Genomic DNA, 22,264 nt, shown 5'->3' with positions numbered 1-22,264 from the left:
TGGCGCTAATGCATGTCGCGCAAAAGCATGCCCTCGGGCTTGACCCGAGGGTGGGCAGCGGTTTTGCGATAAAGACATGCATAACAAAGAACCTAAAGCGCATCGCATGAGGCCGATCGAACGCGACGCGCTTTAGCCGATCCCGTAGACCAGCCCGACGCGGCCGTCCGACAGCTGTTCGACCTTGCGCAGTTCGAGCCCACGACGATTTTCCGCCGTCCCAAATAGCGGCTTTCCTTCACCGGCGAGCAGCGGATAGACGATCAGCCTGAGTTCATCGACCAGCCCGGCATCGATAAGGCTCGCGGTAATTCGGGCGCCGCCCATAAGGTAGATGTCCTTGCCGGGCTGCTGCTTGAGGGCAGCGATGTCCTCAAAATTCCGCACGAAGCGCGTCTTTGGCCAAGCCGCCGAAGTCATTGTGTTCGACAGCACATAATGTGGGGTCTGCGCGGCGAAGCAGGCCCATTCGAGCTCGGCCGGCTTCGGCAATTTGCCGGTCATCGGCAGCGGCTTGTCGGGCTCGTTCTGGATGGCGCTCCAGTAGCGCTCGTAGCCAGCATACATGACGCTGCCAAGCAGGCAGGCATCGATTTGCGGCGTCAGGCCGTATTCGTCCGACCACGCGTCAACCCAATCGGCGTAACCCTCTGGGCCCTCCATCTTGCCGTCGACGGAAATTTTCATTCCAGTGATCAATTTACGCATGACTTCCTCCATCAGGCTTGCGGGATGCAAGCACGTTTCATCGGTTCATCGTTGCTTCGTGTGGCTGGCGGCGACCTCAGGGATGGCCGCCGCGAGTTACATCAGGCCGGCAGGCGGCGGTCGTATTCTTCCCGCAGGCGGCTCCAGCCGTCCCAGAACGAGGTCGGCGTCTTGCCCGCCAGGCGGGCGGCCAGCAGGTCGAGGTGTATGTGCCAGCCGGCAGTGATGTTGAGCTGGATTGCACGTTCCGGCAGGCGGCGATGGACGACGGTGAGCAGCACATCGCTCCCCTTCGCCTCCAGCAGGAAGGAGACGCCGCCGGTATTTCCCCAGGTGATGGAAAGCGTGCGCGGCGGATCGAGTTCGGTGATCCGGCCCTCCATCCGGTGCTCTTCGGGAAAGCCCGCGGGGCGTTGGCCAGGCGGGTCGGTCAGCTCGTCGTTACGCCAGACGAACTCGAACGAGCTGCCCGCCTTCATTTCCATCTGGCCCGCGGCCATCCATTGCCGGCGCAGGTCACTCTCGGTGAGATAGGCCCAGACGCGCTCGATGGGTCCGGGCAAAAGGCGCTGGATGGTGAACGTGGCGGGCTCGCTCAGCTCGCCATAGGCGTCGATGCTTCTCATCTGGTTCATTGCTCGTCTCCTTCTTCTGAGTTGGGCGATTTCCTGGGCTCATCCTGGGCTTTGCGTGCGTCCTCCTCGCGAAGGAGGCGTTCGAGAACATCGAGACGACCGGTCCAGAAGCGCTCGTAGAAGCTGAGCCACTGATGGGCGCTGGCCAGCGGTCCGGGGGCTAGTCGGCACAGATGCGTGCGGCCCCTCACCTCTCGACGAATAAGACCTGCGTTCTCCAGCGCCTTGATGTGCTTGGAGGCGGCCGCGAGCGACATCGCGAAGGGTTCCGCCAGCTGGCTTACCGTTTTCTCGCCATCGGCGAGATCGCGAAGCATGTGCCGGCGGGTGGCGTCGCCAAGGGCGTGAAAAACCGCGTCCATCTGGGGTGTCTCTAATTCAACCATTTAGTTGAATATAGACGCACGCTTTGAGATAGTCAACCGTTCGGTTGAATAATTGGGGGAAAACCCTGCTATGGCAGATTCAGCAGAATTTCAGAAATCTTCCGGTACGCGCCCGTTCTTTGGCTTCATTGTTCTCAAGAAAGAACCGGATGAGGTCGACCATGTCACTGAATGAGAACACGCGCCAAGCCGCCCGGCAAGAACTCCTGGAATTTGCATCCACCGTCATGGCTGCGTCGCCTTGTGCGCCCATGCCTGGAACAATGTTCGAAATGCTGGAGATCATGGCCATGGAGAGGCGGATGACTTCCAGCCAAAGTAAAGGCGAACCAAATTCTTCTGATCCCTTGACGTCCGCGCCGATTGAGACCCCAATCAGGCTGCGTTTGGTCGAGCTGGTCAGATCGGCATTCAATGTCGCGAGAAAACCCAGGGAACGTACCACTGGCACTTGGCAGTTGCGAGCTTGATCTTGCCCGCGGGCTGCTGCTGCGCGACGGGAAACCTGTTGCACTGCGTTCCAAGGCGTTTGATCTGTTGACCTATCTCAGCAGGAATGTCGGGCGTGTCGTGACCAAGTCGGAACTGATGTCCGCGGTGTGGCCCGATGTCTTCGTAACCGAGGACTCACTGACGCAGGCGGTCAGGGAGTTGCGAAAGGCGCTGAATGACAAAAGCCAAACAATTATCCGCACGGTCGCCAAACGCGGCTACATCCTCTCTCGTCTCGAAGCGCCAAAGCAAGAGCGCGCTGGACAGCCGAGCGTTGCGGTGCTGCGTTTCACCAATGAAGGTGCGCCGGAAGACACCCCTCTGGTGGACGGCTTTGCCGAAGACATCGTCAACGCGTTGGCTCGCTTCGGAACGGTCGTCGTGCTGGCGCGCAATTCCGGCTTTGCATTCGTCTCGGATTCGGCTTCCGATTGGCGTGCCGTTGGCGCCAGCCTTGGCGCAACCTATCTGGTCCGCGGCAGGGCGACTACTCGCGCAGACGGGATGCGGGTCACTGTCAGTCTCACTGCCGCCTCGACGGGTGGAGTCTTGTGGAGCGATACCTTTTCTGCGTCTGGCGGCCAGATCTTCGACATGCAGGAAGAAATCGCTCGCCGTGTGGTGAACCGGCTGGTCGCTCGGCTCGACGACGCAGGTGTCAAGCAGGCAACCCCAAAGCCTCCCGACAGTTTGGCTGCATACGAGCTTCTGCTGCGCGGACTGGCCCGTCTGCGCGGTTATAATGATGATGACAACGAGGCTGCGCGCGGTCTTTTCCAGGCTGCGGTCGACAAAGACCCGGCCTATGCACTGGCGCATTCCTACGTCGCGCTCGCCGATCTCATTATCGGTGGCTATGCCGAGGCATCCCCGGCATTGCTTGGTTCGGTGATCCATCGCGCGGAGTGTGCGGCGACCTTGGCGCCGGAAGAGCCACGCTGCCATCGCGTACTCGCCCAGGCTTTCATCTCGGCCCGTCAGTTCGATGCGGCTGAACATCACCTTCAACGCGCGCTCGACCTCAATCCATATGACGCCGATACGATTGCGCAAATGGGGTTCTTGCTGACGATGAGAGGCAGGCCTCTTGAAGCACTCGCGGCGGTTGACAATGCGATACGGATCAACCCGATCCATCCAGACTGGTACCACTACGATCGCGCCATCGCGCTATACTCAGTCGGAGATTACAAGGCCGCGATTGTCAGCATGTCCAAGGTCCCCTCGAAGACGCCCTGGCGACTTACAAGGCTGGCGGGGTGCCACGCGCAACTCGGCGACCTGGAGGAAGCTCAGCGCATCATGGCAGAGGTCAAGCGGATAGCGCCTGACTATTCGCCACTGGAGTTTGCGCAAACCGGGATTGCCTTCGAACATGCGAGCGACGTTGAACACCTCGTTGCCGGCGTCGCCAAAGCACTTGCGGCTTATGAGGCCGGCCTGGTCGGCGGCCTGCCCGGACCTCGTGAGTAGCAGCGCGCCTATCGCGAAGGGCTGACGAGCGTTCCGGATTGGAGGATTATCTGTTTCGTCCGGTAACCACAAATGGCAACTGCAACCGGACGCGAGACCCTTATTTGCTGTCGAAGAAACTGTGGATCGCGGCTTCCAGCTTTTCGATAAGCTGAGGGTTGTGGCAGCTGCCAGCCCAGATCAGGGCGTTTAGCCTCATCTCTTTGTTGATAAAGCTCACTTTCCCAGAATCCAGCAGGTATTCCGCGATCTCGTAGTGCCGCCCCTTGATAGCCTCGATGAGCGCGTTGTTTCTCCCCGTCTTGTCGGTCAGGTTTACTTCCGCGCCATTCTCCACGAGCAACTTGACGACTTCGAGATGCCCGTTCTTCGCCGCCTCGATAAGAGCCGTTCTGCCGTAGTAGTCAGCTCGCGCGTTGATCTCTATTTGGGGGTGTCTCACGAGGACTGAGATACACGCGTAATGTCCCTTGGCCGACGCAAGGCTCAAGGGCGTGCTCTTCCACTTGTTTCTGGAATTCACGTCGATTTCCGGGTCTTCGATCAGCGCCTCCACCACAGCTGTGCGGTCGTTGAGGGCTGAAAGGTGAAGTGCAGACCAGCCGCCGTCGTCCGACTGATTGATATCGGCGCCAGCCGCCAATTCCGATCGAACCGCCTCCGCATCGCCTTTTTCTGCCGCGACCAGCAGGGGAGACCAGTCTCTTGCCCCTTCGGCTTCCAAGCTGTTGGTCAACGCAGTCGCCTCCTCGGATAGTCGACAGAATACCACAGAATCCGCGACAGTGGGGGTCGTCCTGTGTAGAGTTCCCTGGAGTCCGTGGGTCACAGAGAGCTGTCGGCCCGAAGCGGAGGATCAGCGCTGCACGTCCGTCTCCTCACATTCTCCTGATATCGACTGGCTTTCGCGGCCATCCAGACTAGATAGAGCCTGCGCCGGGCGGAACGATGCAGAAGGACCTGAACATGCCTGAACAGATTACCCTGAATAGACCTGAACAAATCAGATTGAACGACGGCTCCGCCATTCCGCAAATCGGCCTCGGCGTGTGGCAGGTCGATCCAGCCATCACCGCCAAGGTGGTGCGCTGGGGAATCGAAGCCGGCTACAGACTGATCGATACCGCCGAAGGCTATCGGAACGAAGAAGGTGTCGGGCAGGCAATCCGCTCGGCCGGCGTGCCGAGAAGCGAGTTGTTCATCACCTCGAAACTGCGCAACGGCGCGCATCAGCGCGACGCCGCCTTGCGCGCCTTCGACGAGACGATGAGCAAGCTCGGCATCGAGCAGATCGACCTGTTCCTGATCCATTGGCCGGTGCCCAGCCAGGACAGATATGTCGAGGCCTGGAAGACGCTGGTCGAGCTCAGGCAATCAGGCCGGATCAAGTCGATCGGCGTTTCGAACTTCAACCAGGACCATCTCGAACGGATCATCGGCGAGACCGGCGTCACGCCGACCGTCAACCAGATCGAGCTCCACCCCCGCTTCCAGCAGCGTGACAAACGCGAATTCCATGACAGGCACAACATCCGAATCGAGAGCTGGAGCCCGTTGGGCAGCGGCCGACTGTTGAGCGATCCGACGCTTGAAAGCATCGCCAGGAAACACGGCAAGTCGGTGGCGCAGACGATCGTCAGGTGGCACCTTCAGGAAGGGCTGATCGTCATTCCAAAGTCGATCCACCAGGACCGCATCGCCGCCAATTTCGATGTCTTCGATTTCGAGTTGGAAGCGAAGGACCTCGAGCTTATCCGGGGCATGGATTCGCCCGACGGCCGCACCGGCCCGAACCCCGCTACGGCCGCATTCCTGTTCTGAGGGCCGACAGTGAAGCTGCCGATCTCCCCCCTGGTGGGGGAGATGTCCGGCAGGACAGAGAGGGGCGCTGTCCCGCCGGCCTATTGAACTCTCCCGCTCATATCCCAACCCAGCGGGACCTCAGGCGGCCGGTTCACTGACGGAAAAAAGCTGCAGGCTGCCGGGAAGACCTGCAAGCTCCATCTCGCCATGCTCTTCAAAGGCCAGGCCGGAACCGGCCACGAGATCACGAACCGTGCGCGACGCGATGATCTCGCCCGGTCCGGCATCGTCGAGCAGATGCGATGCCAGCTGAATTGCAACACCGGTGAAGTCGTCTCCGCGCCTTTCGCATTCGCCAATATGGACTGCCGCGCGAACCTGAAGGTCTAACCTCTTCATTCGACGACGGACCGCGATTGCACATTGGATCGCCCGCGTTGGTCGCAGAAATACCGCGAGAAACCCGTTTCCGGTGCGGCTGATTTCCTGACCGTTAGCAAGATGCAATTCGTTGCGTATCTCGTCGTCGTGTCGCTGCATCAGATCGCGCCGCGCCCGGTCGCCAGCGTTGACGGGAGCCGGCGGCAACCCGACGATTTCCATGTGCAGCACCGTCACAAGCACGCGCTCGCTCGACGTTGCCGGCAGCGAGCCGGTGACAAAAGCCTGGATCTCGTCGACCAAACGATCGGAATTCTCCCCCCAGATTACGTGATCACGGCCGGCAAGCTCAATGTATCTGGCGCCTTCGATATGCGTTGCCAGGTAGCGCCCCTCTTCCGGTTTTACCCAGCGGTCGCCCGCCGTCTGCACGATCAGTGTCGGGACGTGAACGGTTGGGAGAAGGGCGCGAACATCGATTTCAGTGCCCCAGCGCCAGAGCGCGACCGCGTCGGCAGGCGAGGCTGAATTCCTAAGATACGCGGCGAACCATTCTCTCTCGAAACTGTCGTTCATCAGGCTGGGCGCGGCGTTGCTCATGTCCGCCGGCTCCCCCCACTGTCTCTCGACGGCGGTCAGATCTTCTTCTACCTGCTCGCTTGTCCTTGCCCAGGGATAATCCGGCGACCATCGGCCGCTGGCATAGGTTCCGTTGAGCACGAGAGCCGCTGTTCGTTCGGGATAGGTCGCCGCGAAAAGCATGCACATAGGCCCCCCTTCGGAGCTGCCGAACAGAACCGTTCGCTTTGACCCGACCGCATCCAACACCGCTCGCATGTCTTCCATCCGCTCTTCCAGCGTTGGTAAACCAACATTGCGATCGGACAGTCCGGTGCCTCGCTTGTCCATACGGATCAGGCGGGCAAAGGAACCGAGACGCTGGAGCATATGCGCCAGCCGCGGCGATGACCAGGCAAGGTCGAGGTTGGAGACCCACCCAGGCACATAGATCAGGTCGACCGGCCCGTCGCCGGTTACCTGATAGGCGATGTTGATTCCGGCCGACTTGACATAGTGGGTCGCGGGGCGCATCGGCTCGGCCCGGGACGCCGGCCGCTCACCTGTTCGGGGTGCCGACGTTGGCGGTGTCTGGGAAGGCGACACCGAGGCGGCTATCCGGGTAGCGGCTTGCGGCGTCACGCGGCGCGTCCGCAGGTCATCAAAGAGTTGCCGGGTCTCCGGCTCGGGCTGCAAGCGGAGCTGAAGTTGCAGCACATCACGGCAGCGCTCATACTGTTTCAGCGCGAGGTTAAAGCGGCCCTGGGCGGCATAGGTCCGCATCAGGGCTCGGTGGATATCCTCCCGTAAGGGCTCCAAAGCCAGCAGGCGCACCGCCGCCCGCAGGCATGATGCAAGATCATTCGTTGCCGCATAGTGCGCGACGAGCTTCTCCAACACGATGGTTGCGATTGCCCTCAATCGCTCGCGCTCCACTCTGAGCCAATCTTCGAACGGCTCCTCCTTCAGGCCGAACCCGTCGAGGAGGTCGCCACGATAGACGACGAGCGCCTGCTCGAGTTGCTCCGGTTCGGAGCCGGCGGCAAGCGACTCGAACCGCGCGACGTCGAAGTCAAGATCGTCGAGATTGAGCGTAATGCTGTCGCCGTCGCTCAGAAACCTTTCGCCATCGGATGCGCCCATTCCTTTCCTTATGGCGGATAGGGCCTGTCGAAGGTTCATCCGGGCCTGCGTCTCGCTGTTGCCGCCCCACAAAAGCGCGGCGAGCTTCTCGCGCGATTGGGAGTGTCCGGATTGCAGGGCGAGATAAGCCAGCATGGCGCGCGCCTTGCGGCTGAAAACCGGGGCCACCGCTCCTCCGGCAAAGTCAAAGCCGCCTAACAGACAGAGATGAGGGTGCGCCATCGGATCCGCCACAGCCACAGCTTCTTTGCGATCCTTTCCTGTACTTGCCTCTATTTCAACCGTCATTTCGCCCGGCCTGGTGTTTTTCACGAATCCTTCACGCTGGCTCACCGCGTTTCTCACGGCGCAAGGACGACAAGTGTCGGTAGACCAGTATCTCAGGAGGACGCTGTGCTATCCCCGACGGAATGGCCCATCTGGCATGATGATCCCAGGCAGGACCCGCAGCCGCGCGGCGGGCCACTGCGCCACGACATTGCGCTCGCGCGCTATCTTGAGAACCAGCGGACCTGCCGGGCGTCAATGATCCAGGGGTTCGATTTCCGGGCCGCCGCCGCCAGCTTGCGCGCACTTTTGGCGAATACGGGTAGCTGTGGATATCGGCTCTTGGAGGTCCTGGGCATTCGGTCCTTTCATATCCCCGAGCCATCCACCAGCGGCACATCTTCCCCTTCCCAGGGGCTCGGCATCGATCCCTTGCTGAGATTGGCCGACGGCAGCGGCATCCAGCACTTCAGTTCGGGTTCGGCATATTCGACGATGCGTCCTGGAGACGAATCGGAAGCGCGCCAGCCTTCACTGCCGAACTGATCGGCGCGGGCCCAGTAAGCCATGTCGACCTCGGCCGGCCCCTGTTCGGACGGCCGAACCGTGACAAGAATTCTGCTGCCGTCCCTTGGCGCGCTCGACATGTGGCGCCACTGACCGGGCTCGTCCATTGCATTTCCTCCTGCGATCTTCGTCTCGCCTGGATAGTCGCTTCGCGTTCGGAAGCGGTCAACCCGAACTTTTTTGCCTGAGGCAAACCCCTTCCCCGTCGTCGCGGAACAAGTCGTGGCACGCCGGGTTTGGCAAGTTGTTGAAGGAAGCAAAATGAGACAAGCGCCCCGACCGATCCTTGGCATTGTTGCATGGCGGGCCGCGCCTTTCGTTCGCAACCCGGTCCGGTCGCAATGAGGCAGGCCGGTTCCGATCGTTCCATCCCACCGAAGGAGGGCAAAGGCGGCATAGGCCGAGCGCTCGGCCTCGGCCTGATAACAGGGGCGGCCGACGACGATTGCTCCGCGATAGGCACCTACGCCAGCGCCGGCGCCCGCTTCGGACCCGACCTGCTTTGGACGGCTCCGGTGACGTTGCCGATGATGTATGTGGTCGTCTACCTGTCGTCGAAGCTCGGCCAGGTATCCGGGCGCGGATTGTTCCACGTCATCAAGGACTTCTATCCGCGGTGGCTGCTTTGGTGCGTGCTTTTGGGGGTGCTCATTGGAAACACCATCGAGGCAGCGGCGGATCTTGGTGGAATGGCGGCCGCGATCAACATGTTCGTACCGCTTCCCATTCCGCTGATCGTGCTGTTCGTCGCCGCACTCATCTTCGCCCTCCAGGTCTTCGGCTCCTACACTTTGATCCGCAACATCTTTCGCTGGCTGGCGCTGGCGCTGCTCGCCTATGTCGGTGCCGCCATTCTGGCCAAGCCGGACGCCGCGGCGGTGCTGCGCGGGACGCTGCTCCCCAGGATCGAATTCAATCGCGAGTTCCTGTCGATCCTGGTCGCCATCATCGGCACGACGCTGTCCGCCTATCTCTACACGTGGCAGTCCAATGAGGAGGTCGAGGAGGAGATTGCCCAGGGGCGAACGACGCTCAGCGAAAGGAAGGGCGCCACCGACAGCGAACTCCGTCGCTCTCGCCGGGACATCCTCATCGGCATGATGTTTTCAAATCTCATCATGTATTTCATCATCCTGTCGACGGGTGCTACGCTCTACAAGGCGGGCCATCACGATATCGACACGGCCGCGCAAGCCGCGGAGGCGCTGCGCCCGCTCGCCGGCCAGGCCGCAAGCGTCCTGTTCGCAGCAGGCGTGATCGGCGTCGGTTTCCTCGCGGTTCCTGTCATGACCACCGGCGCTGCCTATGATGTGGCACAAGCCATCGGCTGGAAAAACAGCCTGCACGCCCGGGCTCGAGAGGCGCCCAAATTTTATCTCGCCATCGGATTTTTTACGGCGATCGCCGCTGGCCTGAACTTTCTCGGCTTCAATCCAATGAAGGCGCTGGTGTGGTCCGGCATCGTTCAGGGCTTCTCGACGCCGCCCTTGCTGCTGCTCATCATGCTGATGACCAACAGCCGCAGGATCATGGGCGACCAGGTGAACAGCCGAAGCACCAACATACTCGGTTGGGCAACGACCGCCGCCATCTTCTCGGCGACGATCGGCCTGGTGGCAACCTGGTTCATGTGATCAGGCGGAAGCAAAGGGACGCCGCCGGTTGGATTACCCGTTCCCGCTTGCGGATTGTCCCAGCTTTGCCGGTCTTGGAAATTCCACAACGTCGCCCGTGGGCCGCTTGTATTGCGCCGCGACAATTGCATCGATCAGGAGATCCAGAGCCGCACGAGCCGTGCGGCTCGTCTCATCCTCACCGCTCAAATAATGGCAGGCTCGTTCGAGGTGGAGGTGTGCGGCGGCAAAGTCGCTTGTCATAGGCTTCTCCCTGTTGCCCGCCGGCCGGCAAGATGACCGCCTCGATTTACCCAAAAGCAAATATCCACAGCCGGATTTGAATCAAATTGACCTGACTCACCGCAGCCCGCGGGACAAGGTGCTGGCAGGCCTTTGCATCGCTGGTCGATGCGCCGCGCCGGTGCGCCACGCCGCGTTGAATGAACCAATTGCGGGCGATGTGCCGCAAACTCAGTTCGCTCATCGCCCTGCTTTTGAAATATTCTCGCTCTTTTAATTCTACAAACTCTCTAGACTTAAAATAGATCGCTAGACCCAAGATCTTAAAAAATTGAGCGAGAGGGAGCCAGGAATGTCGAAGAAGCTCGTTGTGGGGCTGTCGGGCAACTTGACCCGGCCATCGAAGACCAAGGCGTTCGTCAGCCACATTGTCGGGCAGGCCGCCGAAAGCATCGGCGCGGCCTCGGCCGTCTTCGACATCGAGGATCTTGGCGCGTCCCTGCCGCAGGCAAGGCGCCTCGGCGACCTCGACCCGGCGGCGCGCAACATCGTCGAACGGCTGCTGGGCGCCGACATCCTGGTGGCCGGCTCGCCGACCTTCAAAGGCAGCTATACCGGGCTTTTCAAGCACTTCTTCGACCTGCTCGATCCGTCATCGCTGAGGGGCAAGCCGGTCATCCTCGCCGCGACCGGCGGCGGCGAGCGCCATTCGCTGATCGTCGAGCACCAGTTGCGGCCGTTGTTCGGCTTCTTTGAGGCGCTGACTGTGCCGACCGCGATCTACGCCTCCGACAAGGATTTTGCCAATGGCGTGCTGGTGTCGGAAGCCATCCACGCCCGCGCCCGGCAGGCGGTCGGCGAGGCATGCCGGGTAACCGGAGTGCCCTATCGCGTCGGCCTTGCCGCCTGAACGCACCACTGACCCGAGATCCCCTCCCCGGCCAAATCCAGGAGCACACCGCGATGACCAGATCCAAGAAATCCAGGCAAATCAAACTTGGGGCCTTCCTGCCCGGCGGCGGACAGCATATCGCCGCCTGGCGCCACCCCGAGGCGCCGGCCGACGGCGCCACCAATTTCGAGTTCCACAAGCAGCTTGCCCTGACCGCCGAGCGCGGCCTGTTCGATGCCTATTTCCTCGCCGACAATCTGACGGTCGGGCTCGGCGCCCGCGAGGGCGGCAACGCCAAGATCGCCGGTTTCGAGCCGGTGACGCTGTTTGCCGCGCTGGCGCCGCTCACTACGCATCTCGGCTTCATCGCCACCGCCTCGACCACCTATGAGGAGCCCTACACGCTCGCCCGCAAATTCGCCTCGCTCGACCTTCTGTCGAATGGCCGCGCCGGCTGGAACGTCGTCACCTCGGCCGGCGACGAAACCGCGCGCAATTTCAATCGAGAGACGCAGCCTGCCCACGCCGAGCGCTATGCCCGCGCGCATGAGCATGTCGAGACGGTCAAGGCACTGTGGGACAGCTGGGAGGACGATGCCTTCATCCGCGACAAGAAATCGGGGCGCTTCTACGACAAGGACAAGCTCCACGACATCGACCACAAGGGCCCGCATTTCAGCGTCAAAGGGCCGCTCAACGTGCCGCGCCCGGTGCAGGGGCACCCGGTCGTGGTGCAGGCGGGTCAATCGGAGGACGGCCGCAAGCTCGCCGCCCACTCGGCGGAAGTCATCTTCACCGCCCATCAGAACCTGGCGTCGGCGCAGGAATTCTATCGCGATATCAAGGCGCGCGTGACGGCCGTCGGCCGCGATCCCGAACAGGTGCTGATCATGCCGGGCGTAGCACCCTTCGTCGGGCGCACCGAAGAAGAAGCGCGCGCCAAATACCGGCAGCTGAACGATCTCATCCTGCCCGAAGACGGCGTCGCCCTGCTCAACGGGCTGGCCGGCCAGACGCTCGACATCAGGGGCTATCCGCTCGATGGACCGCTACCGCCGAGCAAGGAAACCGAAGGCATGAAGAGCCGCCAGGCGCTGATCCGCCAGATTGCCGACGAGCACAACTTCACCATCCGCCAGCTCTATCAATGGGTGGCAACGGCCCGCGGCCATTACACCGTCATCGGCAGCGCCACGCAGGTCGCCGACCAGTTGGAGGAGTGGTTCGGCAACGAAGCCGCCGACGGCTTCAACATCCTGCCGCCCTGGCTGCCCGGCGGGCTCGACGACTTCGTCGAACTGGTGATCCCCGAACTGCAGCGCCGCGGCCTGTTCCGCACCGCCTATGAAGGCAGGACACTGCGCGAGAACCTCGGCCTGAGGCGGCCGGAAAACCCGTGGACCGCCGCCCGCTCGGCCGTGCTGGCCGCCGAATAATCCCGAGAAGCCCAATACCTTCCAAGCAGGAGGCAAGACGATGACCTTGCAGCACACCGCCAGCCTCGGCACGCGTGACAGCACGACAAGCCTCGGCACGGATTTCCTGCGCCTCGGCGGCCGGGCGGGCATTCGCTTCCTGTCGCGCTACGGCGTCCTCATTGCTTTCCTCGCAATCTGGCAAGTGTCGAGCAGCGCAGGGTGGGTCAACACGGCCGTGCTGCCGCCGATCGACATGATTGTCGCGGCACTTTGGAAGGGGGTGGCCGGCGGCACTCTGCTCGGCGACATCGCCATCAGCCTGCAGCGCGCCGGTCTCGCCTTCGCGGCCGCCGTGCTGGTCGCCATCCCGCTTGGTCTGTTCATGGGCCAGGTGCGCGCCGTCGAAACCGCCCTCGATCCGATCCTGCAGGTTTTCCGCCAGACCTCGGCGCTGGCGCTCTACCCGGTGTTCATCCTGCTGCTTGGGCTCGGCGAGGCATCCAAGGTGTTCGTCATCTTCTGGGCGACGCTGTTTCCGCTGCTGCTCAACACCATCGGCGGCGTCAAGCAAGTCGATCCGAAACTGCTCGAAATGGCGCGCGTCTATGGCGCCAGGCAGCTCACCGTCTTCCGCCGCGTCGTGCTGCCCGGCGCCGTGCCCTCGATCTTCGTGGGACTGAGGCTCAGCGCCACCACAGCGCTGCTGCTGTTGATCGCGTCCGAAATGATCGGCGCCAACAAGGGCATCGGCTTCCAGGTGATGAACGCGCAGTACAACTTCCAGATCCCGCTGATGTTTGCGGCAATCGTCATCCTCGCCGGCCTCGGCCTGATCGCCAACCAGGCACTGGTCAGCCTGCAGCGGCGGCTCTGCCGCTGGAGCAATGCCGTCGACTGACCACCCGCCCTTACCAATCTCAACCAGGCCAGAACTCAAATCAGGAAAGACCCGGACCATGAAAATCACCCGCCGTTCCCTGCTTGCCGGCGCGCCCTTCGCCGCCGGCCTTCTCGCCGCCGGCCTGCCGCGCATCGCCTTTGCCGAAGCCGCACCAGTGAAGTTCCGCTCCCTCGCCAGCCGCGGCAGCATCTCTCCGCATGAGCTGGCCGGCGAGCTCGGCTATTTCAAAGGCCTCGGTATCGAGGTCGAGAATGTCGGCTATTCCGGCGGCGGCCCGGAATCGCTGTTCGCGCTCGCCTCCGGCAGCGTCGATATCGGCTCGGCCGCGACCGCCGCCGTGATCAACTCGATCTCCGGCGGCAACGACTTCGTCGCCGTCTATCCGAGCAACGGCATCAACAGCAAGGTGCGCAGCGTCTTCTACGTGCTGGATGACAGCCCGATCAAATCGATCGCCGACATCGCCGGCAAGACCATCGCCGTCAACACGCTCGGCGCCCATCTCGACTATACCGTGCGCGAGGCGCTGCACAGCGTCGGCCTGTCGCCGGACGCCGCCAATCTCGTCGTCGTGCCCGGACCGCAGCTCGAGCAGACCTTGCGCTCCCGCCAGGTCGACATCGCGGCGCTGGGCTACTGGCAGGCGACGTTTGCCGGCGCGCTGGTCGACAATGGCGGCGTGCGCGGCGTGTTCAACGATACTGACGTGCTGGGCGAGCTGGCCGGCGGCTTCGTCGTGCTCAGGCGCGACTTCATCGCCGCGCATCCGGACGCCGCCCGCAATTTCGTCGAACAATCGGCGCGTGCCTCCGACTGGTCGCTGCAGAACCCCGACGAAGCGCGCAAAGTGCTCGCGACAATCCTCGACAAGCGCGGCGAAAACGGCGAGCTGGCGCGCTACTGGACCGGCTTCGGGCTGCGCCAGGGGGCCAAGGCGACGGATCGCGACATCGACTTCTGGGTCAGCGTGCTCGAGCGCGACGGCCGCCTGCCAAAGGGTAAGCTGAAGGCAGCGGATATCCTCTACCGGCCCGGCGAAACCAAGACCAACTGACAGGGCCAACCGGCAGCTGGGAGACGAGCCCGATGAGCAGCACAAGCGGCGGTGAGGTCAGCATTCGCGACCTGTCCAAATCGTTCAGCATCGGCGGGCGCTCGCTCGCCGTGCTGAGGACCCTCAACCTCGACATCCGCTCGGGCGAATGCCTTGTCATCGTCGGCGCCAGCGGATCGGGCAAGACCACGCTGCTGCGCATCCTGGCCGGGCTGGAGGCCGCCGACAGCGGCGGCGTCGCCATCGACGGCAAGCCGGTGCACGGCGTCGGCGCCGAGCGCGCGGTGATTTTCCAGGAACCGCGCCTGCTGCCCTGGCTGACGGTGCTCGGCAATGTCGCCTTCGGCCTCGAAGTGCGCGGCGTGCCGAAGGCCGAGGCCGAGGAACGGGCGCGCTTCTACATCGCGCTCGTCGGCCTCGCCGAATTCGGCGATGCGTTCCCGAGGCAGCTGTCGGGCGGCATGGCGCAGCGCGTCGGCATCGCCCGCGCGCTGACCGTGCAGCCCGAAATCCTGCTGCTCGACGAGCCGCTGGGCGCGCTCGACGCGATGACCAAGATCGGCATGCAGGAGGAACTGGCGCGCATCTGGAGCGAGGAGAACGTCACCATGGCGATGGTGACGCACGACCTCGAAGAAGCGATCTACCTCGCCGACAGGGTGCTGATCCTGCCCAAGGAGAAAGGCGGCACGGCGCGGCTGATCGACATCGACCTGCCCCGCCCGCGCGAACGCAGCGAAAGCCGCTTCGTGCGCTACCGCGAAGAATTGCTGCGCGAGTTCGGCCTGCACTGAAAGCTGCCAAATGGCTTTTGGGTTCCTCGCCCGCAAAGCGGGGAGGCTCGGCGAAGCGAGACGGAGAGGGGTCTTCCTTTTTGAAAGCCCCTGCCCCGCGCTCTTTCCTGGAACCGGATTCCCCGCCCTGCATTTTCCTTAACCGGGGGCGAAGGAGCGCGGCATGAAAGCTTTGTTCGCAATCTTTGGCGGCTTCGCCCTGACGCTTGCCGTATTCGGCAGCGGCCTCGCATTCGCCACCTGGCTTCTGATAGCCAAGCCGGTGCGGCCGGCCGCCCCGGTCTCCAGCGTCGCCGAACTGTGGGCCAAGGATCCGCGCCCGGTAAACCCGGCCTCCCAGCGCCTTGAGCGCCTCCCGGCCCGCCCGGTCCCCGTTCGCACCTCGGAAGTTGATCGCACCGCGAAACCCGCCGACACGGCCGCAGTTCCGGCCCCCGACACTGCCGTCACCGGCTCCGTCAAGCCGGCAGCGCAAGAGCAGCAAGCGCTGCCCGCCGCGCACGTAGAATGGTGCGCAAGCCGCTACCGCTCCTACCGGCCGGACGACAACCGCTACACCTCAGCGGCCAACAGCGCCCCTGCATCTCGCCCTATCTCGACATCACTGATGACGGCAGCTACGTCGAGGCGAGCGATACGTCGTCGGTGGAGGGCTACGCGCCATCGGATGAACCCGGGGCCGCCGAGCTCTCATCCGACCACGTGCAATACTGCTTCAGCCGCTACCGCTCATATCGGCCGGAGGACAACAGCTATCAGCCATATTCCGGCGAACCGCGTCGGCAGTGCGAGTAGTTGGGGGCGGGGGTGGGCTGGCGACCGCAGTGCATGGCGCCTTGTGCGACCCCACCCACGATCACGCAGATTTCTTGGATCGTTCGGGTTGGCGCGGCGTTCATCCGATACCCAAAGGAGAAATCAACATGGGCGACGACCGGGAAGACAAGATTCGTGAGCGCGCATACCAGATCTGGGAACGTGAAGGTGGGATCCATGGCGATCCCGAGCGGCACTGGCACCGGGCCGAGGCCGAGATCGACAGGGAGGCAGCCCTGCCGCTGACGGCAGGCGATGCCCTGCCGGAAACCCGCGAGGTCGCGAGCTCGGACATCTTGACGGTGGAGGCCCTGGCGGTGCGCACCGGCATATCGGGCGAACAGGCGCAGGAGCTGATCGACAGGCTGGGAAACGACCGGGCGGCGATCGAACAAGCCGCGCGCAACCTCAAGGGGAAGCAGCGGCCCTAGCCAAGGAGTGACAGATGATCAGAAAACTCAAAGACGGAAAGTACCGCCTCTATTCGCGCAAGAAGGACGAAAAGACCGGCAAGCGCCGCAATCTCGGGACGTTCGACACCCGCGAGGCTGCGGAGAAGCACGAACGCGAGGTGCAGTATTTCAAGAGGCATTGAGGGGCGTGCCGTCGCTTGCCAGGCAGCCGCGCCGGATGCCTGGCGGAACCTGAATTCCTATTCCGATGCCGGCGCTGCCGACTGCGCCGCTCAGCCTGCCGACGGTGGCGCCAGCTATGTCGAAGCGAGCGACACGTGGCCAATGGATGGCAACGTTCCGCCGTATGAAACCGGCGCCGCCCAGCTTCCGTCCCACCACGTGCAATACTGCTTCAGCCCTATTCCGTCGGCCCGCGCCGCAGTGCGAGTAGGCCGGCGCTGGTTCAGCGCCTTGCGCGCGCCGGTCGGGCATCTGCAAACTACGTGCTGGATCTTCCCCAGGGCGCGGGCAAGGTGCCGCTCTATGTCTTATGTCGAGGCGGGACAGGCAGACCTGGCGCTCTCGCGACCATGCGCAACCTGTGTCTGTGCACTCCGTGCAGAAGGGCCGCACGATTATCGCAACGGCAGGGCGGCCGCGCGGGAAGGGAACGTGGTGGTGGCAGGGTAGCGAAAGGGCTGCCCCTGCCAGGATGAGGTCGCCAGGCTGTGATTGCAAGCTGGACCGGGTCTCAGGGAAAACAGCGGAGGAAAAGATTATGCTGGAATATTGCCAAACTCATTATCAAACTGAATAGAGACGGATTCAGTCCTAATAAAATCGCGTATCTTTTCTCTCGTACTAGCGGAACTATTATTGATCATTATATCCAATATGCCGGCAACCTTCCCATATTGGTCGATCATTTTTCTGTTCGTCAGAGAAAATCTGGACTGTTTCACTGCATATCAATTCCTGTTTTGCTCTTTTCATGGAAAAAATCTCCTGACCTCCTGTCAGTTTTTTGCCCAAAGATGAAAGAACATAGTATTTATATATCCCCCAGGAGCTGGGTACCCTCTTATTTCTAATTGCAAAGTCTGTTCGATAGGCAGAAAATGCAGCCGCATGGTACGGGATGACTGAGTGTGAATCTTGGAAAATTTTGCTTGAGAACTCCCGCCTAATTCCCCTGTAGTCGCGTGCTGAACGATGAGGCTGAAACAAAAACATTGCTGAAATTGATTTAACGAGATCGCTCGGCCGACAAATCCGGGTTCTCTCTATCGCTTCACTCCTGTATTGGTTCTCGCGACGCTCGATAAATAGGCGCATATCACCAAGTTGTTCTCGGCAATATTCCTCTAGGTCCTTCATAAATGGCGTAAGGGCCCAAAACTGATCGTCTTTCACCTCATTCTGTTTATTTGTTCCAACTATTATGCTCGATACGAAGTTGGAATCCTTGCTTCCAATCAGCCTAAATGGGACAAACACACCCTGTGCGTCGCTGCCAGCCTGAAACAAAATATTGCTCGTTTGGCACCCGTTGACTATTTGATAATCGTCAAGTTCAAATGTGTCGCCCTTTCTATTTATCTCCTTCGCGACGACGGTAACGCCGTTATTTTTGAAAATAAACGACTCCTGCTTTCCATCCCTAAGCTCTTGAAGGATGCCCTTGTTAATCGAGGAGTTTGGATTGAAGTCCCTGATATTGTCGAAAAAAACGGCCCGATTAATCCGACGATCGTTCTCGTCGCTTGGGGAAATTGTTGCCAGCTGCACAAGCTGCTCGGCGGACACAAGTCCAAGAAATGCTTGCTCGACAGAGGGGTGATCGGGCAAGGTAATTGGCTTAATTATATCTATCTTTTCCGATATTGAATTCGTTGCAGAGCGATATCCTGCTTGAATGTCCTTGGCGCCAAGTACATCAATCTCAACATCGTCAAAAAGATTTAAATCGAGTAGACGAGTCTTGTTGGTGTCAATAAGTTGTCTTATTTGTTTGCTAACTTCACCTGGCCCGGTCGTGATAAAGAATAAGCGGAGTATCGGATTTCGCTTGAGAGCCGCACTATAAACCGCATCTTTAGCAGCCATAAGGTCGGCTATTCTGTCGGTGGGGTTCACAAACGTGTTTGCAAAGAACGAGTGTGATCCATCAAAAAACTTCGACAGATCGCCGTAATCAAGTTTTTCGCTGGTTTTGGATTGAAAAAGATTAAATTCAACGGAATGGTTTTTACCCGTGCTGAGTGCTCCGTTTACCTCGTCTGAGGTTTCGCACAACTCACCTTGCACCATTATGGCAATGCCGTCTAATCCGAACTCTTCCCCGCCTAGATGAGCCGAGAAGGGGTCAATATTCTCAGTTAGTATTCCGTTTGCTGTGGAAAATATTGAAAAGACTTCAAATAATGCGTTTTCAGATAAGCCAGCACCAGGGTTTGCCTTCTCGAACGCCTTCAATTGTGCCTTTACTACCGGATTCATTCGCCCCTCCCATTTGATGTATGATCACAAAATCGGAGGAACAGTAGCGCGTCTGCGGGTGATATCAATCGACGTGGCGGGTGTTAATGAGAATTCTTCTGAACCCATCGGGCCGCCGAGCACTCTGCGCCGCTACGTCGCGTCTAGCGCGCGTCGCGATGCACTCGTGATAACTGTCGCTTGTATCAACCAGTCGAGGGGGGCGGGAGCAATCGTCCGATTGCCTTGCGTATTCGGGTGATTAAGGCTTCGGCAACTCTGCCGCGACAGCCGAAAGGATAGATTCAATATCTCCGGCACGCCCTGAGATTCGGCCGTCGACAAAGTGCGAATGACCGTTATCAGCCTCGAATTGATAAGCCGCCCTAAACGTTTCAGTAGCTTCGTCCGCAGACGTCATCTCTGCGTCTTCCAGCATCTCGTAGGCATGAACCATGAAATTAAAGATGCAGGGATTAATATTCACAGCCGGCCCGTACCAGTGGAAAGTCCTCTCACAGGCAGCCTTCGTGCCGGCGCGCCACCTCTCGTCGACCCCCGCGATCGCCCGTTCCACCTGATCTCGGCGAACAATGCAGAGCATGAGGTCGCTGAACCCTGGCGCTGGGACAACACGCACATTTGCGCGCACCTCCTCCGCATGATGCGTTAGGTTGCGCAGGGCTTTGAGGGCAAGAAACTCCTCAAACTTGTGAAAATCATAGCCGACAGCTTTTTTCAAACGGTCGTTGAGGCTGTGTATCGCAGTCAATGTAGCAAAGAGCGTATCCAGGTCTGGTTGAAAGCAGTGGCGCTCGTAAGCTCTAAAAAGGCGACTAGCGGATTCAGCAGCGTGTTTTTTCGCTTCGTCAGACATTGTTGTACCATACGCTCATCGCTGCGGGTCTATGCTATCGCTCGGCTAGTTCTACTAGGCCGAATCACCAGCACGTCTTCGTATATACCGGCTGCGCGCCGTCTTCCACATATGGACCAAGGCTGCCCGTTCCGCTCCTGTAGGCGAAAGGAAGTCCTGCGGTCGACTTCACGCAAAGGAAGGTATTCCGTAACACATTCCAGATGTCATCGTGATATACTTGAAAGATTACGGTCTGGCGTTGACCACCGATCAGACTCTGCAAGAGGCGCTCTTAAGGAAATTCAACGACCTCGCAAGTTGAGCTAGAGATGGTGGATGAGCCTCTCGCCCTGCGCGCTCCCTCCACCGCATCCAACCGATCCTGCAGATGCCCATTCAGCACGATCATCTCCTTCAGCGCCTTCACCGCATCGCCCTTGTGCTGGGCAATGAACTGGTCGGCGACGGCCTGAAGGGCGGCCTCCTGGCGGCTGTCCGGTGTCACGATGTGGTCCATGATGATGCCTCCAGCGTTCCTGTTGAAATTGAACAAAACGGGAACAAAAATGTCAAGAGCGAATTGACTCTGCGAGGAATGCCTTCCTATTTGTCAGTAGGCGGGGCGGTTGCTCACAAATCGAGGAGAGCCGCGATGGGCAGACGAAAAAGCCGGTTCGACCGGCTGTCGGCGAGGGATGCGGAGGCGATCATCAGGGACGCTTTGAGCCTGCGCCGGACGGTGCTGTCGTCGCAGCTGCATCTGAAGGCGCATGGCGAGCTGTTCTGGCAGCTTTGCGGGCTTGTCGAGAAATTGCACGAGGTGCTGGCCAGCGTCGCGGAGAAGGAGCCCGATTATCGGATGGCGGAGCTTGGCCTGCTTCCCCTCCCCGAGGATTACTCGACCCGGAAATGAGCCATGGCCGGGCCGATGGACAGCGTTGGGCGTGCCGCCAAGGCCAACATGCTGCTTATCGTGGAATGCGGCCACTGCTACCACGTCGGGCGCTTCAGGGCGAATGACGTGGCCCAGGTGGTGGGCTGGAACAAGCCGCTGGAAGCCATCAGGTTCAGGTGCAAGCGATGCAGCCGCAAGGACACGACGGTGAAGACGCAGTTCATCGACCAGGATCATCCGCCCAAGGGCTACATCTGGGTGCTGCAGAAATTCAAGCGCTAAAACAATGAGCCTTGCGCCGGTGGTGCCTGCGGCGGAAACTTGATCTGCGTCGCCGGTTTTTCGACGATCACCAGCGCATCATCGGGCGCCGTGCGCTGCAGGTGCCTTGCCTCCGACCATGGCGCCGTCAGCCAGGCCTCGGTTTCTTCCGGCGTGGTCAGGATCACCGGCATCGCCTTGTCGTGGATCGGCGCGATCAGCGCGTTGGGCTGGGTCGTCATGAAGCCATAGACCTGGTGATCGCCGGGGCCGTCCTTGACCTTGCGAATGCCCTGCCAATGCGTCCACAGGCCGGCAAAGAAGAACAGCGGGCGGTCCTCGCCGAGTGCAAACCAGTAGTTGCGCTGGATGCCGGTCTCGGGGTCCTTGTTGCCGGGCGTCGGACTGGGCTCGGCGAAGCTGGTGACTGGCACCACGCAGCGGTTCTCGATGCCGAGATATTGCTGCCAATGGCCGTATTGCGGATTGCGGATGTTGGTGGTGCCATAGTCGGCCTTGCCCTTCACCCGCTCCAGTGGCGTCGGCATGCCCCACAGCAGATTGGCCAGTTCGCGTTCGCCATCCGGCGCGTTGCGCACCACCGGGCCGGGCTGATTGGGATAGATGTCGATGGAGGGTTCGAGATTGCCGAGGATGTCACGCAAGGCGCGTGTCCACTGGCGAATGGCCTGCTGGCTGGTCGTGATATTGTAAAGATTGCACATTTCAGGCCGTTCCCGGATGCTCAGGCATCTTGTTGGAAACGGCCCGGAATTTCCAGCGCTGTCCGTTGGGTTGCTGACACGGCAGGCCGTGTCAGCAATGGTTGTGAGACCTACCGCGCCGATTGTCTCATGGCTTGTGCGGCGACTGCCGCCAGAAAAGCCCTCGCCGCGGCATCGCAGGCCGCTCGAGACGGGCCTTTGGCGAAAAGAAGAAGCTCGGCGGCTCGAATGTTGAGCCCGTGCTTCCTTGCGAATGTGGCTAGATCGTAAGGCTTGCTGTCGTAAGGTTCGTCGTCGTAGTCGAAATCGATCGTCAGATCGTAGTTTTCTTTCATTTTCTTCCTCCCTTTAGCGATCTCCCCCCTCCTGTCGCTAACGCAAAATTAACGTCCAGGGCGGCGGGCGAGTCCACCAATCAGAGATTGTGTAAAAAACGTACGAGCTCGGATGCTCGCCCTTGCAACGGGCCGCGAGCAATCACCGCGACCGGACCGCTCGAAAGAGCCG

At 60.8% G+C, this 22,264-nt stretch carries 25 protein-coding genes and 1 pseudogene; 13 read left to right on the top strand and 13 right to left on the bottom strand.

Translation table 11 applies throughout. From position 1 onward, the window contains the following. Positions 1-132: 132 nt before the first annotated feature. From RQ479_RS00580 to RQ479_RS00565, 4 genes are all read right to left on the bottom strand, one after another. On the bottom strand, positions 133-708 hold the full coding sequence (locus RQ479_RS00580; protein ID WP_376703735.1) for a dihydrofolate reductase family protein: 576 nt from the start codon (positions 706-708) through the stop codon (positions 133-135). A gap of 101 nt (positions 709-809) precedes the next feature. Then, on the bottom strand, positions 810-1,343 hold the full coding sequence (locus tag RQ479_RS00575; RefSeq protein WP_376703734.1) for an SRPBCC family protein: 534 nt from the start codon (positions 1,341-1,343) through the stop codon (positions 810-812). After that, positions 1,340-1,729, bottom strand: coding sequence for an ArsR/SmtB family transcription factor (locus RQ479_RS00570; RefSeq protein ID WP_376703733.1), 390 nt, complete (start codon positions 1,727-1,729; stop codon positions 1,340-1,342). The genes RQ479_RS00575 and RQ479_RS00570 overlap by 4 nt, the downstream gene beginning before the upstream one ends. A 79-nt stretch (positions 1,730-1,808) precedes the next feature. Next, complete coding sequence (locus tag RQ479_RS00565) at positions 1,809-2,243, bottom strand: hypothetical protein (RefSeq protein ID WP_352977351.1); 435 nt, start codon at positions 2,241-2,243, stop codon at positions 1,809-1,811. A gap of 23 nt (positions 2,244-2,266) precedes the next feature. On the opposite strand from RQ479_RS00565, the gene RQ479_RS00560 reads away from it, so the two are divergent. Further along, the gene (locus RQ479_RS00560; protein WP_376703732.1) at positions 2,267-3,694 is read left to right on the top strand and encodes a winged helix-turn-helix domain-containing tetratricopeptide repeat protein; all 1,428 of its coding nucleotides are present in this window, start codon (positions 2,267-2,269) and stop codon (positions 3,692-3,694) included. Positions 3,695-3,794: 100 nt separating this feature from the next. On the opposite strand, the gene RQ479_RS00555 is transcribed toward RQ479_RS00560, so the two are convergent. Then, positions 3,795-4,430 (bottom strand): ankyrin repeat domain-containing protein, encoded by a 636-nt coding sequence (locus RQ479_RS00555; RefSeq protein WP_376703731.1) that lies wholly within the window; start codon positions 4,428-4,430, stop codon positions 3,795-3,797. Between the two features lie 230 nt (positions 4,431-4,660). Here RQ479_RS00555 and RQ479_RS00550 point away from each other — a divergent pair, with 230 nt between their 5' ends. After that, positions 4,661-5,515, top strand: a complete 855-nt coding sequence (locus RQ479_RS00550; protein WP_376703730.1) for an aldo/keto reductase — start codon at positions 4,661-4,663, stop codon at positions 5,513-5,515. Between the two features lie 120 nt (positions 5,516-5,635). Here the strand turns inward: RQ479_RS00550 and RQ479_RS00545 are convergent, their stop codons facing one another. Further along, positions 5,636-7,912: an alpha/beta fold hydrolase gene (locus tag RQ479_RS00545; protein ID WP_376703729.1), complete on the bottom strand. Its 2,277-nt coding sequence runs from the start codon at positions 7,910-7,912 to the stop codon at positions 5,636-5,638. A 302-nt stretch (positions 7,913-8,214) separates the two neighbouring features. Then, a complete protein-coding gene (locus RQ479_RS00540; RefSeq protein ID WP_023677305.1) occupies positions 8,215-8,520 on the bottom strand; it encodes a hypothetical protein in 306 nt (101 codons plus the stop codon). Between the two features lie 234 nt (positions 8,521-8,754). Here RQ479_RS00540 and RQ479_RS00535 point away from each other — a divergent pair, with 234 nt between their 5' ends. Beyond that, positions 8,755-10,047 carry an Nramp family divalent metal transporter gene (locus RQ479_RS00535; RefSeq protein WP_376703728.1) on the top strand — a complete coding sequence of 431 codons (1,293 nt, stop codon included), beginning with the start codon at positions 8,755-8,757 and terminating at the stop codon, positions 10,045-10,047. Positions 10,048-10,336: 289 nt separating this feature from the next. On the opposite strand, the gene RQ479_RS00530 is transcribed toward RQ479_RS00535, so the two are convergent. Then, the gene (locus RQ479_RS00530; protein ID WP_376703727.1) at positions 10,337-10,513 is read right to left on the bottom strand and encodes a hypothetical protein; all 177 of its coding nucleotides are present in this window, start codon (positions 10,511-10,513) and stop codon (positions 10,337-10,339) included. 108 nt (positions 10,514-10,621) lie between these two features. Between RQ479_RS00530 and msuE the strand changes: the two genes are divergently transcribed. The 8 genes and pseudogenes from msuE (at position 10,622) to RQ479_RS00490 (ending at position 16,739) form a co-directional block, all read left to right on the top strand. Then, entirely contained in the window at positions 10,622-11,179 is a 558-nt protein-coding gene (msuE, locus tag RQ479_RS00525; protein ID WP_352468624.1) for an FMN reductase, read from the top strand. A gap of 53 nt (positions 11,180-11,232) precedes the next feature. Beyond that, positions 11,233-12,597: an LLM class flavin-dependent oxidoreductase gene (locus tag RQ479_RS00520; protein ID WP_376703726.1), complete on the top strand. Its 1,365-nt coding sequence runs from the start codon at positions 11,233-11,235 to the stop codon at positions 12,595-12,597. A 40-nt stretch (positions 12,598-12,637) separates the two neighbouring features. Then, the gene (locus RQ479_RS00515; RefSeq protein ID WP_376703725.1) at positions 12,638-13,477 is read left to right on the top strand and encodes an ABC transporter permease; all 840 of its coding nucleotides are present in this window, start codon (positions 12,638-12,640) and stop codon (positions 13,475-13,477) included. Between the two features lie 58 nt (positions 13,478-13,535). Continuing rightward, positions 13,536-14,534 (top strand): ABC transporter substrate-binding protein, encoded by a 999-nt coding sequence (locus RQ479_RS00510; protein WP_376703724.1) that lies wholly within the window; start codon positions 13,536-13,538, stop codon positions 14,532-14,534. A gap of 32 nt (positions 14,535-14,566) precedes the next feature. Beyond that, a complete protein-coding gene (locus RQ479_RS00505; protein ID WP_376703723.1) occupies positions 14,567-15,328 on the top strand; it encodes an ABC transporter ATP-binding protein in 762 nt (253 codons plus the stop codon). Between the two features lie 163 nt (positions 15,329-15,491). Continuing rightward, positions 15,492-16,123: pseudogene (locus RQ479_RS00500) on the top strand (BA14K family protein). 128 nt (positions 16,124-16,251) lie between these two features. Further along, positions 16,252-16,575 (top strand): DUF2934 domain-containing protein, encoded by a 324-nt coding sequence (locus tag RQ479_RS00495; protein WP_376703722.1) that lies wholly within the window; start codon positions 16,252-16,254, stop codon positions 16,573-16,575. A gap of 14 nt (positions 16,576-16,589) precedes the next feature. Beyond that, a complete protein-coding gene (locus RQ479_RS00490; protein WP_023677295.1) occupies positions 16,590-16,739 on the top strand; it encodes a hypothetical protein in 150 nt (49 codons plus the stop codon). A gap of 673 nt (positions 16,740-17,412) precedes the next feature. Here RQ479_RS00490 and RQ479_RS00485 read toward each other — a convergent pair. From RQ479_RS00485 to RQ479_RS00475, 3 genes are all read right to left on the bottom strand, one after another. Beyond that, positions 17,413-19,038 (bottom strand): AIPR family protein, encoded by a 1,626-nt coding sequence (locus RQ479_RS00485; RefSeq protein WP_376703721.1) that lies wholly within the window; start codon positions 19,036-19,038, stop codon positions 17,413-17,415. A 241-nt stretch (positions 19,039-19,279) separates the two neighbouring features. Then, a complete protein-coding gene (locus RQ479_RS00480; RefSeq protein ID WP_376703720.1) occupies positions 19,280-19,894 on the bottom strand; it encodes a hypothetical protein in 615 nt (204 codons plus the stop codon). A gap of 274 nt (positions 19,895-20,168) precedes the next feature. Then, positions 20,169-20,393, bottom strand: a complete 225-nt coding sequence (locus RQ479_RS00475; protein ID WP_376703719.1) for a hypothetical protein — start codon at positions 20,391-20,393, stop codon at positions 20,169-20,171. A gap of 135 nt (positions 20,394-20,528) precedes the next feature. On the opposite strand from RQ479_RS00475, the gene RQ479_RS00470 reads away from it, so the two are divergent. Both RQ479_RS00470 and RQ479_RS00465 read left to right on the top strand, forming a co-directional pair. Then, positions 20,529-20,789, top strand: coding sequence for a hypothetical protein (locus tag RQ479_RS00470; protein ID WP_254819421.1), 261 nt, complete (start codon positions 20,529-20,531; stop codon positions 20,787-20,789). 3 nt (positions 20,790-20,792) lie between these two features. Further along, positions 20,793-21,053, top strand: coding sequence for a hypothetical protein (locus RQ479_RS00465; RefSeq protein ID WP_023677293.1), 261 nt, complete (start codon positions 20,793-20,795; stop codon positions 21,051-21,053). On the opposite strand, the gene RQ479_RS00460 is transcribed toward RQ479_RS00465, so the two are convergent. Together RQ479_RS00460 and RQ479_RS00455 are read right to left on the bottom strand one after the other, a co-directional pair. Further along, positions 21,050-21,757: an SOS response-associated peptidase gene (locus RQ479_RS00460; RefSeq protein WP_376703718.1), complete on the bottom strand. Its 708-nt coding sequence runs from the start codon at positions 21,755-21,757 to the stop codon at positions 21,050-21,052. The two genes, RQ479_RS00465 and RQ479_RS00460, sit on opposite strands and share 4 nt — an antisense overlap. A 110-nt stretch (positions 21,758-21,867) precedes the next feature. Then, a complete protein-coding gene (locus tag RQ479_RS00455) occupies positions 21,868-22,092 on the bottom strand; it encodes a hypothetical protein (protein WP_376703717.1) in 225 nt (74 codons plus the stop codon). Between the last annotated feature and the right edge of the window lie 172 nt (positions 22,093-22,264).

Origin of the sequence: Mesorhizobium sp. ISC25 (assembly GCF_042295465.1) — a bacterium.
Classification (GTDB): Bacteria; Pseudomonadota; Alphaproteobacteria; order Rhizobiales; family Rhizobiaceae; genus Mesorhizobium.
Note: the sequence above shows the minus strand (reverse complement) of the source record. Positions and strands in the feature narration are given on the sequence as shown.